Source organism: uncultured Ruegeria sp., assembly GCF_947489545.1.
Classification (GTDB): domain Bacteria; phylum Pseudomonadota; class Alphaproteobacteria; order Rhodobacterales; family Rhodobacteraceae; genus Ruegeria.
In genome coordinates this window covers 1-14,649 of the sequence record NZ_CANLDZ010000044.1, presented here as the reverse complement: position 1 = coordinate 14,649, position 14,649 = coordinate 1, and the positions used below count along the sequence as shown (strand labels likewise).

Below are 14,649 nucleotides of genomic sequence, written 5' to 3'. Positions count from 1 at the left end.
GGGCCTCACTACCTTGCCATCGACGTAGATTAGCGCCACCCACCTACGAGCATATCGGACGCATCCCGGTTCGCTGCCATGCCCGATCAATCCATCTCATAGCCACCGCGATCCCGGTCCAGTCCACGCGCGACGTCTTTCGACAGACTGTGATGACGCTGTGCCCACGGCCACGACAGTGTGTTGTCGGATCGGAACAATTCCATCAGACCGGCGCGGAAGCTCTGCGGCTGCAGAGGCAGGGCGGGTATGGAGCGGGGGAGCGGGCTTTGCGGATCTGCCAACTGCTCGATCTCTTTGTGGGTGAATGCAGTGTACATGCGCTCGAGCATGGTTTTCTGTTTCGCTTCTCCAAGCGCACCCCATTTGGCCAGATCCTCGATCAGCTCTTTGCGTTCCTCGCGGATTTTCTCGGCCATTGGCAAAGCTGAGGCGGCAGCGGCCCGCACGACAGCCTGTGCAGCCTCTTTGCCCCGCTCGGGATAGGTCGTTGGCAGGAACGCGGTTGCCCGGGCAATGGCTTTGTCCGCCTGTGTAGGTGTGAAGTCATCTGGCTTCACGGCTTCGATGCGCACCTGAAGCTCAGCATCGTACTTCTGTTCCAATTGCGGCAAGACCTCAGAGAAAGGATTCTGGTTTTCGTTGACCGCTCGGGAAACATAGTAGCTGCTGACGGTCCCTCGGGCACCGTTCTCCCTCATAACCTGACCGATGACTTCTTTCTTGATGTCGTTGTTGTGGCGCTTCCGTGCGATCTCGCGTGCGGCACGAGTGATCTGTTCCGCGTCTTTCGGAGCAAACTGCGCCCCGTCAGAGAGCAAACGCCGGATATCACCACGCAGATCCGCACGATCATGAACCGGGTTGTTGCCGGGGATATGTTGGGTGACAGCTGAGGCCAGAGAGCGGGCGAGGTGACCCAGGCGCGGTCTGGCCAGCGGAGTGCGATGGATCCCGTAATTGCGCTCGTCATCGTAGATACGCAGCGCCGTCACATAGGTCTCTCCCAACCCGCGCGCCAGATGATCGGGCATGTCCGGGTATTGGTCACGGAACAGCTGCGCGACAGCATGTCGGGTCTTGTCCTTGCCGTAGATAATCTGCGCTTGTCTCACATGGTCTTCAACCCGACCCATCAGGCTTCGGTCGACGATCGTCTCCTGGAAAGGATCAATCCTGTAAAGCGCGGATGGCGACGCGATGATCTCCGGCTTGCCCTTCAGGTAGTCTGCCTGCTCTTGCCTAATCCGCGTATACGCCTGGGCCTCGATCTGACCGGTTTCGACCATGCCCAGAAGGCGTTCGTAGCGGGCGTCGAACTCTTCAGGTTTGGCGCCGGCCAAAAACTCTTTGCGAATGCGTTCTTCCATGCGATTGATGCTGAACTTATCGAGATGAGGCTCTTGCCGTGATGTGCTTCTGGCAGGAGATGCACTATCCAGAGGATTAGCAGTTTCGACAATCAAATCACCGGACCGGGATTTGGTGATGTGGGTATCTGATGTGTTGGCCATGCGTGGACTATGCTCCTGATAGGCTTGGATGAAGGTTTCAAAAAAGCCGGGGCCGCGAGGCTTGGTCGGCAGCATCGCATTCAAGAGATGGCGGGCGACAGCTGCCTCGCTATAGGGGTTGAGATTGCCCAGGCGCGGCAGGCGCACGGGCCGGATCGGGGCTGCGCGACGGCGCGTGGGCTGGCGTTCCGGGGCAAGAGCAGGGGCCTGCGGCATACGCTCGACGATCTGCGGTTCGATTGATGCAATTCCTGGACCCGACCGCGCGATCGTCGCACGCTCCGCATAAAGATCAAGCCCCCGGCGGAACTGATCCACCAGACCGGCCTCACCCTTCAGCTCGGCCAGGGCCGCACCGCGTGCCAGGACAACAGCGGTGGGCAACGCCCGACCATCTGTTCCCGGACCTGCCCGATCGAGTGCGATCTGGTCGGCCTTCTCCGCCACGTCACGGGACACACCCCGTCGGGTGAAGAAGCCGCCTTCGCGGGCTGTGGCCTGTTTCACCAGCGCGTTGAGTTGACGGCGCTGTTGCAGGGCAGGGGGCGTGCCGGTGTCGCGGATCGCGGCCGCCGTGACCTCACCCATAACTTCACCACCAACCCCACGGGGCAGATCCGAAGACCCCGTCAACTGCAACACCTGACCCTGCATCGCCTGACGCATACCAAGCGCAGGATCGACACCATACTCCATCACACCGTTGGCGCGGCCATCTGTCTGCAGGACCTTGCGAACAACAGAGAGAGATCGTTCTGTGCTGGCTGGCACCACCACGTTCAGCTTGTCCTCGTGCAGCGCCATGCCGGTCGCAAGAACCTCGCGCGCCATGCCCGGTGCAGCAAGAATATGGACGCTCTCATAGCCTGCACCCCTGGCCCCATGCACGGTGCTGGCAAAGGCAAATCGGTATTTGAAGCCCTCATCCTCTCCCTTGAACACCAGTTCCTGAGCCGCAGCACCCGGGCTCTGCAAGCGGATCCGCACACCGCTTTCGTCATGAGCCAGAACCTCACCAATGCTGCCCGGGCGCAGACCCGCCGCCTCATAGCGTTCCGAGAGCGCAATCCGGTCGCCCGGGCGCAGCGCGACAATCGACCCGGTCGGGGCATAGACCGCCTGCAGGTCCGCCCGTTCCGGCAGGGCATTGTCCAACTCGCTGCGGATCTGCGCGTTGAGCTTGTCCACATCTCCACGTGACCAGGCCAGCGCAATCTTTCGATCGGATCCATCCGTCACGTAATCTTGCGCCAAACGCTCCAGCGCGCCGCTGGCGGTACCTGCCGCCTGGAACACGTCCGATTGATCCAGTTGATCCAGCGCCGCAGCCGCGGCAGCCCCTTGTTCAGGCGCGGCCAGGGCTGCAAGCGCACGGGCCATCTCCGGATTGCTCTGACGATAACTGTCTCCCAGACCAATCACACCCACTCGCGCGGCCATGGAGCGGAATACCGGCCCGGCCGCAAAGGGCCCCGGCTGGTCCTGATCCCCCAACATCACCAGCCTGGCACCACTCTTTTCAACAACATTGATCACCTTCGATGCGGTTTCGGCATCCAGCTGGGTTGCGTCATCAATCACAACCACTGAACTGGCACTCATCTGCAGCCGGTCCTGTTCTCCCAACGCTGCGAAATACGATGCGCTAAGGGCACGTTTTTCACCTGCCGCGCGCAACGCGCCAATCCCGGTTCCGGTGGGAGCAAGGGCAAAGACATGATCCGAACCGGCCTCGCGATGGGCTGCAGCAATTGCGCCGGCCAGGCGGGTCTTGCCGGACCCGGACCCGCCCTGCACCAGGGTGAGCCGGGGCCCACGTGTCGCCGCACGCAGAGCGTCCGCTTGCGCATCGTCCAGAGATTTGCTCTCGATCACTTTGGACAAAACCGCGTCGCCTGGAAGCGGCTGCCCTTTAGCCTGACCGGGCAGATGATCGCTCAGCGCCAGGCGCAAGCCGCGATCAACTACATCCATCTCCAGCGCCACCTGCGCCCGGGTGCTGTAGATCCGGCCTTCGCCGCCGTGACCCTCTTCGCTCAGCACAACCAGGTCCGGACGCTGCATGGCCTCTTTGAACAGCCGCAGGAATGTTGCGGGGTGCCGTGTGACGCGCGTCAGCGCACCCGCCACATCACTCGCCCGCAAGGTGGATTGCCGCGCAATGAGGTCATCAATGACGCGCGTGGGTTCAGTTGCATATCCCCACGGGTCATTCTCGATCAGTTCCTGGCCTTGTGTGAACTTCGCCTTCAAAAAACCGCTGTCACGGTTCGCAATCCCGGCCAGGTGCGCATCGGCCTCAAAAGCTACAGGTGCGGTCGCCGGGCCATCGCTCAGCAGATCCACACGTCCCACGCCGAGACCGCTCTCAGCCAGGGAAATTCCAGACACGCGCGCCGCAGCCGACAGGGGATACTCAGCTTCACCGGCCTCATCCAACCGCAGATAGCCCTTCCGCAACACGGCCGCTTCCAGTGCGGGCATATCCTCCAGCCGGTCTTTTGGGGCATAAAGCTCAATGCCCTTGCGGTGACGCGTCATCATCACGTTGACAAGGTGATAGTTCATATAGCCGTGCCCCAGCGCATAAACCTTGTCGACGGTCAAACCTTGCGACTTGTGGATGGTGCCAGCATAGCCGTAGTCCAGCCCGGAGAATTCTCGCAGATCGACCGTCACCGGCTTCGAGGCTTTGTCGATGAGAATATCCACCTCGCGGTCCCGGATCGCCTGCACGGTGCCGAAACTGGATTTTGGGATTCTGAGATCGCGATGCGCCTCGGTGAAAATCACCCGGTCTCCGTCACGGAGTTGCAGGGGCAGGCGGATCTGGTGTTCCCGATCCCCGTCCCGCAGGATCCGGACAATCTCACCATAGGTCTTTTCCTGATCCCCCAGCACACCGCGTTTGATCGCCTCGCCACGCAGCGCTTCATTCAGGACCCAGACGTCCCGGTTGGTGTAAGCCAATGCAATTCTTTCTGCCGGCTCGCCATCCTCGAAGTACCGCTGCCGGATCTGGGCAACAGCTCCGTCCATATCCTCGGTAAACTGGATGTCACCCTTTTTATAATAGAACTGCAGCGCGCTGATCGCCTCATCACCACCACGGGCCAGCTGTTTCGAGGCCTCTCGCTCGAGCAGATTGTCCTGGCGCACAACCTCATCCATGACGGTAAAGCCGATGAGGTCCTGCAGAGCCAGCAGGGCAGAGCTTTCACTGACCGGCTGCAGCTGCTCCGGATCTCCGACCGCAACCAGCTTGCCGCCGAGCGCCTCGACGCGCGATTGCACCCGGGCCCAGGTGTCGCCGCCGACCATACCGGCCTCGTCCATGAAGAAGACAAAGCGGCCGCGCCCGGTCGCATCGACCTGTTGCGGACGCCAGCCACGCTCCCACCTGCTTTCCCATGTGGCCAGAGTCTCTACATCGAGCACTTTCACATCTGCACCCAGCTTCTGCGTTGCGGACCCGGAGATCGCGCCGCCGATCACCTCATATCCCCGCGCGCACCAGACATCAGCGGCCTTGCCTATGGTGTAGCTCTTACCTGCGCCCGGGAAGCCTGTGACCAGCGTCAAACGCTCAGGCGAGATCATCGCCTCGGCCGCACGGCGCTGTGCGGGTTCGAGAGAGCCAGGGAGAAGGTCGATATGCGCGTTGGCGTCAACATCCAGCGTCTCGGCCGCCATCGCAACACCAGTTCGGATCAGGTCCGCTTCAACCGCAGCACGCGCGCCGGTACTATGTTGTGCCTGACCACCCGGACCGGCCTGCGCGATCTGCACAACCTCGGGCGTCGAAAGGATATGATCCGCCAGACCCTGCGCATCCTCGCGCCCGGTTTCCAGATGAGACCGGAGTGACTGCACCAGCTCTTCCTCGGTGAAGATAGCCCGCTCCGCCCCCATCAAGGTCATGATGTGATCCGGGTTGGCGCGTAGATAGTCAATGTTTGCTTTCCGTACCTCAGCGCTGGCCGGGCTTTCCCTCACCGGTTCGGAAACTCGTGACCAGGTGGGCTCTGGCAGGGCGTCCACCAGTTCAGGCTCCAGCACCTCGATCCCCGGACTCTGTCGCGCTTCTTCGGCACGGGCGCCGTACAGATCAAGCCCACGCTGGAACCGCGCCGCCAGAGCATCCTCGCCAAGCGCTTCTGCCGCCACGGCGCCCCGTGCCAAGCCCAAAGCCGTGGGCAGGGACTGGCCCGAACTGGATGGCCCGGCGCGTTCCATGGCAAGTTCCTCGGCACGGGCTTCCGCCTCGGGTGGCAACCGCCTCTGCAGGGCCTGCCACTGGTCCGACTCAACAACATGACGCGCCATCTCGTTCAGCGCCTCACGGGTATCCCCCGCAGGCGCAGTTCCGCTCTCAATGATCTGCCCCCCGATTAACTCGGCCGCAACCTCACCACCAACCCCATAGGGTAGGGGGCGAGCCGCCGGCACATCAACAGGCCCAATCCTGTTCTCATCAGTCACTGGGTCAGCAGCGCTCTCTGCCGTGGGAGCCTCAACCCCAACCCAGAGCGCCATCCGCTCGGCCCCATCTACAATGGCCGCCTCGTCGATCTCCATCGCCCGACCGCGCTGCGCCTCGCGCGCTGCAAGCGACACATCAAACCCGTAATCCAGAACACCGCGCCCCTGACCATCCTTGCGCTGAATGGCCCGCACAGCAGAAAGCTTCATGTCATCGGGAACGGGCAGAACCACCTTCAGCTCCTCCTGATGCAGCGACATGGCCGTGTGCAAAACCTGACGGGTCATGCCGGGACTGCCCAGAACATGCACGGAGCCAAAGCCACGGCCCTTGGCCCCATGAACCGTATTGGCAAAGGCAAAGCGGTATCGGAAATCCTGATCTTCCACAGCAAAAGACAGATGCCGCTCTGCCCCGTCCGGCGTCATCATCTTCAGCGTCACGCCATGGCTGTCATGGCGCAGGACCTCTCCTTCGCTGCCCGCGGAGAGACCGGCCCCACGATAGCCACCCGGCAGCTGGATCACGTCCCCCGGTCGTAGCGCTGCGATCGATCCAATGGGAGCCTCCTTCAAAACATCAGCAGACCCAAGCGGGCTCTCTGTCACGACCCGCTCTGGATAACGCAAATCCATCTTTTCCCGGATCAGCCCGTTCAACGCATCCACATCATAGCGGGAATGTGCCACGGCGAGTTTCGAAGCCATGGCGTCCCGCACGTATGAATCCGCAACCTGATCCAGTGCATTCACCCGACTCTCGCCCGCCTCAAAGACACCCGCCTGATCCAATGCCGCCAAGCCGCGCGCGGCCGCATCGCCATCCGTATCCTCGGGCACCTGCCGGAAGTCCTCGAGCATCTGTGCCCGCGCCGCATCTACCTGGCGCAAACTGTCGCCCAAGCTATGCCCGCCAACGCGCGCTTCGAGCATCCGGAAGAGAGGGGACGCTTCCAACGGGGAGAGCTGATCCGTATCCCGCATGGCCACCAGCTTCGAACCGCGCGCCTCTGCCAGGGCAAAGAGCCGGTCGGCCGTCTCCGCACCCACAAGGCCAGCCTCATCCAGAAGGATTACGCTGCGTGGCATCAGTTCAATGCGCCCATCCGCAACACGCTGCTCAAACTGGCGGATACTCATTGCGCCATCTTCACCCGCACGGCGCAGTCGATCGACACCGGCACTGGTTGGCGCAATCGCATTGACCTCATAGACCCCGGCCGCGCGATAGACCCGGGCCAGCGCGCTGGCCACTCGGGTCTTGCCCGAACCCGATCCACCGCTCACGAGGCTCAGCCCTGGGCGTTTCACTGCGGCACGGAATGCCGCCTCTTGCTCCAGTGTCAGGCCCGAGGATTTTACCTCGGCATCGAGCAGGTCGGTCTCGTGAATGTCATGTACAAATGCCGCGTTGGGCAAATGCTCCAGTAGCGCCAGGCGTACCCCGCGATCCATCACATCCATTTCCAGCGCGATCTGGGTCCGCGTGCTGTAAACCCGACCTTCCCCTCGCGCGCCATCCTCATCCAGGATCACCAGATCCGGATGGGTCATCGCTTCGCGGAAAAGGCGCATGAAGGTTTCCGGATCGGGCGTGATCCGCGCCAGCCCATCCGCGACATCCGACGCCCGGAATACCGCGCTGCGCCGCATCATGTCATCGATCAGGCGGCGGGGGTCCTGCACATAGCCCTGCGGATCCTCCGCCAGGATTGGATCGCCATCCACATACTCAGCCGACAACAGACCACCAACGCGCGCCGCCACACCCGCCAGATGCGGATCGCCCATGAAGCTCTCTTCGACCAAACGGTCAATAAACCCGGCTGCCTGCACATAGTCTTCGCGTCCGTCCACCAACTCACTGGTTTGCAGGGCAGGGGCAGACTGGCGGATTTCGCCGGTGGCACCGATAGACCCGTCAATACGCAGATAGCCGGTGTTCTGCGCCAGTCTTTCCAGTTCACTCATATCCTTGATCCGGGTCTTGGGCACATACAGGGCCAACTGGTGTTCATGACGGGTCATCGCCACGTTAACCAGGTGCCGGTTGAACCGCTTATGTGCCAGCACATGAAGCTGGCTCTTCGACATACCCTGCGACTTGTGGATCGTCGCTGCATAGGCGTAATCGAAATGCCCAAAGGCTTTCGTGTCGATCCGGACTGGATCTGCATCATCGTCCTGGCTGTCCAACTTAACCTCGATCCATGCAGGGTGTAATCGCGTTACGGTGCCCATGCTGGATTTGGGAATGTTGAGCTCGCGATGCGCCGCGGTGAAGATCAGCCGCTCGCCCTCTCGCACAAGGAGCGGCAGCTCCAGGCGCACGTCGCGAAGGCCGCGCCGGTCGACGCGCTTGATCTCGCCGTAATCAACTTCCGCCGACCCGAGTTCTCCACGACGGATCGCCTCAGCGCGCAGAACCTCGTTCAACGCCCAGACATCCCGATTAGAGAGCGCCAGGGCAATCTTTTTCGAGTTCTTAACCGACCCGTCCCCAAAATACCCCTCCACAAGCTGACGGAAAGCCTCACCGTCATCCTCGACAAATCGGATCGCGCCGGCCTTCTCATAGTACTCCAGCGCGCTGGTCGTATGCGCCCCACCAAGCGCCAGCAGCCGCGTAGCCTCTCGCTCATAGAGGTTTTTCTGACGTATGATCTCGTCCATGACCGTGACGTCGATCATCTCCTGTAGGGCGGGCAACGGGCCGGAATCCAGAACTGGCTGCAGCTGCTCAGGATCACCCACGGCGATCAACTTTCCGCCCATTTCGGAAATGCGTTTCTGGATGCGCGCCCAGGTGTCGCCACCCACCATGCCATCCTCGTCCATGAAGAAAACAAACTTGCCCTGAATCGGCAACATGTCCCGGGCCCAACGCGACTCCCAGGCCGCCAAACTGGCCGCGTCAAGACCACGAATGCCCGCCAGTTCCTGCGTCGCTTTACCCGATGCCGCACCGCTCAGAACCTCATACCCACGCGCCCGCCAGACCTTCGCCGCCTCGGCAATGGTGAAGGTCTTACCGGTGCCCGCATGGCCCGTTACCAGCGTCAGCCGATCCGCACTCAGCATCGCCTCAGCACCCCGGCGCTGGCTCTCACGCAGGTTGTCTGACAGCAAATCCAGACCCTCTGACGCATCCACATCAAGCTGTTCTCCGGCCAGTTCGACCGCATTCAGTACCAGCTCGCGCTCCGTATGAAGCCGCGCCCGGGTAGTCAGAACCGGCGCACCTGCCACCTCTTCAGGCACCCGAACCAATTCGGGTGACTCAAAAGCCCGCCCCATGAGGTCATGAAGTTCCGCCTCATCCACACCCGCGAGACGCTTTTTAAACTCGCTCCTGACATCCTCTTCGGTAAAAACCGTAGCCCGTGCGGACACCACGGTTAGGATATGCTCGGGATTTCCGCGGAGGTAATCCGCGTTGTCCCGGCGCACCCGGGCGATGCGTTCTTTCTCCCGCGCCACCTCTCCGGCCGCTTCTGCGTGCTCGGCTACATACGGATTGTTGGTGTCTGGCTCGAGCTCGATACCCTGTTCCTTCAGCGAACGGTGGTCGATCCGGGCTGAAAATCCCGCTTGCTCCAGCGCAAAATTGGCCTCGTTCGCCCATTCCATTCGCCATCCTCGCAGCAAAGACCTGGCGTTCCACGAGCGGTTTTTGTTACCCCAGCCCTCAGCTCCCAGATCCCGCAGGCTCAGCATGACGTGCAAATGGGGGTTTCCATCCGCAGAGTGAATGACCCAATCCGCCACCATACCCCGCGCTGCAAAGCTGCGCTCCATGAAGCCACGGGCCAGTTTCACATTCTGTTCGTGGCTCAGTTCAATGGGTAGTGAGATCGTGATTTTGCGCGCCAGTTGCGCCATGTCGCGACGCGAATTTTTACTGTTGGCCTCATAGAGGGTCAGATCTTCCCAGAGGCGCAGGGAGACCTTTGCGACCTCAACTCGAGCCTCGGGCACATCGCCTGCAAAGGTCTGGTACCGCTGCTTTGCCCAATCAGGGGCGTCCTTCGGCAGGGTGATTTCGGTGTGAGTAACTTCATCCTTTCCACGATAGTCGTAAGTCCGCCCGGTCGTGATGTCTTTCATCTTTGCCCCATGACGATAGGCGGCGCTGGCGACAGCACCTGAACCTCTTCCACGAGAGGCAATCCCGACTCGGAAGTGATAAATCGCCATGGGTGCATTCTATCACCGTCTACACGACTTGCAAAGTCGTGTATAAGCGCGCCTATGTTGGTTTCTTACAAAATCAGTTCGGATATCTCTCTGTCACAGGCTTCGTGCCAACCCAGAGCCCTGTTCCCGTGGTAAGCGCCAGATTTGCCACGAAGTGCCAAAGGCGAAGTTGACACCGATCCTCTCAGATCGACCGACATCGCGAGATGCTAGCCGTGCGACGCTGGTGCCAGACCGGACAGGCAGGGCATCAATCTGCCCCGCTGTACTGGCGGCCAGCGGCATGCAGGGCTTTCAGCGCTGACGCGCTGGCTATCCTGACCCCACTGGCGGTCACATACCCAGAACGCGGGCGCTTTGGGTCAACACTGTAGGGCAGGGCGACCTGCAGAAATCGCCACAGGCGCGATATCCGGGCCGCTGAGCGCGGTTTCTGTATTTTGGCAGGGGTAAGGGAGCCGCGGACCCTTGTTGAGCCCGCTCTACAGCGCGCTCAGGGGCTCACCGGAGCCCCATCACACGTGCAAAACACCTTCTGGCCCCTCAACCAGAAGGGCAATAGAACTGGCATTACCAGTCTTTATGCCCAGTTGTTTGTCTCGGCTATCACTTGATAGCTGCTGGCTATTGCGATTGCTGTTGCCCGGCATTTTGCCAGTTGGTTACATTGGCAAACATAGTGCAACTAGCCCTGATGTTATCTGGATGATCAACAGGCAATTGCCTTTGCACTTTACCGGAACGAAGGGAAACGCTCATGGCCGGACAACCGGGCGCGTTCGAAAACGCCCTCCAAAATATTAGAGACGCCGCCAACTCAGAAGAGGGGCCTGCCAAAGGGGACCCCGCACTCGACCTGGGCGCCAAGCCGAAGACCGCCACAGCTAATCCGAAGCCGAAGTCCTCACCGGTTCGCTCACTGAAGGGACGCAGGAAATCTGGGACCGAACCCTTCAACCACCGCATCGATGTCGAAATCAAAGCCTACCTCTACGACATTGCGCTCGCCAACGACTGGACCATGAACCGCACCATGCGCGAAGCAGCCAAGGCTCTGGCCAAATCGAGGGGCGATGAAGAAGGAGACACACTTTGAGCGCACATGTCTGGGCCACTGCCAGCACCAAGGGCGGTGCAGGGAAAACAACACTCATCGCGATCCTAGCCGGAGAGATAATGAGGCTTGGCGGAACCGTCGCGCTCATCGATGGCGATCCAAACACACCGTTGCTGAACTGGGTGAACCGCTCGGACCTGGCGAAACGGATCCCGGTCATCGTTGACACCGATCCGGAAGGCTCCGAATTGGAGAGTAACATAGAGAAGGCGTCCGGGCAGGCGGAGTTCATTTTGCTGGATACGGAAGGCACGGAAAACGCGCGATCGGCGCAGGCCGTTCAGCTAGCCGATCTGGTTCTAATCCCGATGCAATATTCCGCCCTCGATCACGATGAGGCGACCAAGGTTCGGACCTTTCTCACCAAGCTGGAAACCCGTACCGGCCGGGCTCGACCGAACGTGATTGTTCCAACGCGGGTTCCGGCCGCGATCAAGTCGCGAACCCAAAAAGGCATTGGCGATCAGCTGACGGATCAGGGCTTCCCGGTGCTGGATCCACCCGTTCTGGAAAAAGACGCCTACCGCCAGATATTCAGCGAAGGATGTCTGTTGCAGGATTTGCCACCTGCGCCCGCACTAACGTCGGCGCATCAAAATGCGCAGGCGCTTCTGCAAGGGCTGGCCGCGATCTACGGCACAGCACATGCGGCATGAAGGGCCTGCTCTCCGCGATACTGCGCCCCGCGATCCTCTGGATGGTCGCGATCTCCGCAGTCACCGCGGTCGAGACCCGGTTCGGGCTACCTCAACTGACCTATCTTCTTGTGATCATCTTCGCTCTTTTCTGGGGCGTTGAAGCAATAACCTGTTGCCTCGTCTGGTCGCCGTCCGAAGGAACCCGCGATGCTTTGGGCTTGCTCACCGCTTTTGTGTTGTTCCGATACTGGCCGAACATCGAGGGCGGTCTCACGGTGCAGGCCACCGGGCCACAATACAAGTTTCTAACAGAATCCGATCTGACAACGTGGTTAATTGCGGGCGTGGCGATCTCCGATTGGCTGTTGCCATGGGTGTTGATCGTCTCGACCGGGATACTTGCGCTTGGCAATGTCATCCGCCTGTTGCGACCAAAGCCATCAAACAAGCCAACCACAGATGCGGCGGGGGCAGGTCCGGTTTCAGCCGCTCCCCGTCAAAGCGGCTACATTGCATCTGAAGAAAACCCTCTCGACACGTTCCGACGTTTCTAGGCAATTGGGGCCGCCTGGGCGGCCCCGGCACCCAACCTCTGAAAGTCTGGCCCAAAATCTTCTGGAGGAAATTTCGGCTCGCCGATATCTCAAAACCGGGGATTTCGAAGGGGGGGTACCCCCTCGGCGACTGCGCGGCCATTGGCTGCGCACTGGTCGCGCGGTGCAATCGCACCGCAGGTCTTTTCAATTGTTATGAAACAGGCGATCTGCCCAACATCATGCGGAAACGCAGAAAAGTGGCCCCGAGGGGCCGCAAACTGTCACAGGAAGAGCTTGGTGAACGCTGCTGCACCGGCGAAGAACGCGGCACCAACAATCATGAGATACCAACGGTTCTCAGTATTGATCTTGGATCCTTCCGCATTCAGTTTGAAAGTCTCCGCTGCCAGCTTGGCTGACAGTGCGTTGAGATTTGCGATCTCGGCGTCCAGCTTTTTTGATTCAGCTTCGGTCATGTCGTTCATGCTCATTGATGTTCTCCTTTGAATATAGGGTGTAAACCGCGTGAAAGCAAAGCGAACTCGCCCGCCCTGCACGGTCGCGGGCATTTGGACACGCCGAGTCAAGGACCGCTGAAGGCGGCGTGCGAGCGACGCGCTTGCGCGGCGTGAAGTCCTTTACCGGTGTGGGATAATGACAAGACCGTGTGGGGGTGGGCCGCCCGGCCCTGGGCCGCGCCCGGCGCGGGCCAGGTTAACAGCCGGGCACGAATGGCACGGGAGCCGCCAGGCGCAACGTGCAAATGATGCGATGCGCCTGACCTGCAACGATTGTGGGTTCTAATTGATAGGGGCAATCTGCCCAGAAAGAAAAAGCCCGCCAAGGCGGGCCACTAATGCCTGACAACTCCGCGCATTGGCGGATTACAGAAGCTTGTCGAGGGCTGTCACCAGCGCAACAATTCCAAGCCCCATCAGCCAGAGGTGTTTGTAGAGCGCGGCAAACTCGGTTTTGAGTTCAACTTTCACATCCTTGATCTCACCACGCAATTGCGTGATATCAGTTTTTGTAGCGAGATCGGACGTATCGACCTTTGAAATGCCTTCGACAATGGCCTCGGCCAGTTTCTCGTCTGCGCCAGCTTTCTTGAGGCTCTTCGAAAAGGCCAGAGTGTCGATTTGCAATGACTGCGCCATAGGCATGGTCTCCTTCATATCGAATATAGGTGGAAAATGGTTATTCCGCCAGTGGTTTCGGTTGGTTAAAGGGCAGGGCCTTGCAGCGGTGACCGTAGCCAATGCACCAAAAGTAGTCGCTGAAATCACTCGCCAGACGCTCGGCCTCCTTTTCGTCGGTGAACTCATCGGGGATCAGGCCCCACGACCAGCGCTCCCCGTTGTAGAAAAGGTAGTCACCGTCTTTGCTAACCGACTGCCCGTCGATTGAAAATCTCTGCACTATCCATGCCATTCTCTTCGATCCTCTCCATTTGCTTTTCGGGTTTTCTCAGCGATTGCAGACCCATGTGGGAATGGCATCGAGGCGCTGACACACCTCTTCCATCAGACCTGCGATGTATCCCTCAAACTCCCCGATGATCACATCAAAGGGGCACAGGGAGCGCTCGATCTCATCGACATCAAGACCATTGCCACTGATGTGACCGCAATGCTCACACTGGATTGTGAAATACTGATTGATGCTTCCGCCTACGACCTCTTCCCAATGATGATGGCGGGCTGTTTTACCGCAATCCGGGCAATCGGTTTCCCAGCTATCGTTGTCCAGTTCATACCCATCCGGTTCAATGCACGATCCCGGATTGTCGCAAAAAATCTTCACCATGCTTCTATCTCCTCGCCCTTCATTGTCCTGCACGGTTTCAGCACGCGCCCGTGCTCTCCACCTGTGGTTCGGTTTGAACACAGCAGGCCAAGGCAACGGCCTGCTGGACTGACATCGACACCCGCACCCCTTCCGCGTTTTTCCCCGGAAAGGAGGGGGGCCGATGGAAAAGATCCGGAGCTGATCCGGGCGGGGTGGTCAGGCTGAAAAACGGAAACTTTGCCCGCTTGCGGGTAAAAACCGTTTTTCTGCTTGAGGCGCACAAAAAGAAAGATGTGATCCGCGCCCTGGCGCGGATCTCTTTTTGCGCCTTCCACCACGACGGGATCAGATACGAGAGATTTTCGGCCCCCTGACGC

Annotated in this window: 9 protein-coding genes; 3 read left to right on the top strand and 6 right to left on the bottom strand. The window is 60.1% G+C overall.

Features of this window, described 5'->3' with window-relative positions:
• Window positions 1-86 precede the first annotated feature (86 nt).
• Entirely contained in the window at window positions 87-10,193 is a 10,107-nt protein-coding gene (locus Q1B13_RS26165) for an AAA family ATPase (RefSeq protein WP_299085778.1), read from the bottom strand.
• 757 nt (window positions 10,194-10,950) lie between these two features.
• On the opposite strand from Q1B13_RS26165, the gene Q1B13_RS26160 reads away from it, so the two are divergent.
• Genes Q1B13_RS26160 through Q1B13_RS26150 form a run of 3 tightly spaced genes read left to right on the top strand, consistent with a single transcriptional unit; the run spans window position 10,951 to window position 12,502 of the window.
• Complete coding sequence (locus tag Q1B13_RS26160) at window positions 10,951-11,289, top strand: hypothetical protein (RefSeq protein ID WP_299085777.1); 339 nt, start codon at window positions 10,951-10,953, stop codon at window positions 11,287-11,289.
• On the top strand, window positions 11,286-11,966 hold the full coding sequence (locus Q1B13_RS26155; RefSeq protein WP_299085775.1) for a ParA family protein: 681 nt from the start codon (window positions 11,286-11,288) through the stop codon (window positions 11,964-11,966). The genes Q1B13_RS26160 and Q1B13_RS26155 overlap by 4 nt, the downstream gene beginning before the upstream one ends.
• Window positions 11,963-12,502 (top strand): hypothetical protein, encoded by a 540-nt coding sequence (locus tag Q1B13_RS26150; protein ID WP_299085773.1) that lies wholly within the window; start codon window positions 11,963-11,965, stop codon window positions 12,500-12,502. Before Q1B13_RS26155 ends, Q1B13_RS26150 begins: the two co-directional genes overlap by 4 nt.
• Window positions 12,503-12,765: 263 nt before the next feature.
• Here the strand turns inward: Q1B13_RS26150 and Q1B13_RS26145 are convergent, their stop codons facing one another.
• The 5 genes from Q1B13_RS26145 to Q1B13_RS26125 form a co-directional block, all read right to left on the bottom strand.
• Window positions 12,766-12,975 carry a hypothetical protein gene (locus tag Q1B13_RS26145; protein ID WP_299085771.1) on the bottom strand — a complete coding sequence of 70 codons (210 nt, stop codon included), beginning with the start codon at window positions 12,973-12,975 and terminating at the stop codon, window positions 12,766-12,768.
• Window positions 12,976-13,368: 393 nt separating this feature from the next.
• Entirely contained in the window at window positions 13,369-13,641 is a 273-nt protein-coding gene (locus tag Q1B13_RS26140; protein ID WP_299085769.1) for a hypothetical protein, read from the bottom strand.
• Window positions 13,642-13,681: 40 nt separating this feature from the next.
• Window positions 13,682-13,915 (bottom strand): hypothetical protein, encoded by a 234-nt coding sequence (locus Q1B13_RS26135; RefSeq protein ID WP_299085767.1) that lies wholly within the window; start codon window positions 13,913-13,915, stop codon window positions 13,682-13,684.
• A 36-nt stretch (window positions 13,916-13,951) separates the two neighbouring features.
• A complete protein-coding gene (locus Q1B13_RS26130; RefSeq protein WP_299085765.1) occupies window positions 13,952-14,290 on the bottom strand; it encodes a hypothetical protein in 339 nt (112 codons plus the stop codon).
• Between the two features lie 37 nt (window positions 14,291-14,327).
• On the bottom strand, window positions 14,328-14,649 hold a 322-nt coding region (locus tag Q1B13_RS26125; RefSeq protein WP_299085764.1), incomplete at its 5' end, for a hypothetical protein.

Excerpts from the sequence above, each read along its gene's own strand:
- Q1B13_RS26165 (WP_299085778.1), bottom strand. The coding sequence starts at position 10,193 with ATGGCGATTTATCACTTCCGAGTCGGGATTGCCTCTCGTGGAAGAGGT.
- Q1B13_RS26160 (WP_299085777.1), top strand. The coding sequence starts at position 10,951 with ATGGCCGGACAACCGGGCGCGTTCGAAAACGCCCTCCAAAATATTAGA.
- Q1B13_RS26150 (WP_299085773.1), top strand. The coding sequence starts at position 11,963 with ATGAAGGGCCTGCTCTCCGCGATACTGCGCCCCGCGATCCTCTGGATG.
- Q1B13_RS26145 (WP_299085771.1), bottom strand. The coding sequence starts at position 12,975 with ATGAGCATGAACGACATGACCGAAGCTGAATCAAAAAAGCTGGACGCC.
- Q1B13_RS26140 (WP_299085769.1), bottom strand. The coding sequence starts at position 13,641 with ATGGCGCAGTCATTGCAAATCGACACTCTGGCCTTTTCGAAGAGCCTC.
- Q1B13_RS26135 (WP_299085767.1), bottom strand. The coding sequence starts at position 13,915 with ATGGCATGGATAGTGCAGAGATTTTCAATCGACGGGCAGTCGGTTAGC.
- Q1B13_RS26130 (WP_299085765.1), bottom strand. The coding sequence starts at position 14,290 with ATGGTGAAGATTTTTTGCGACAATCCGGGATCGTGCATTGAACCGGAT.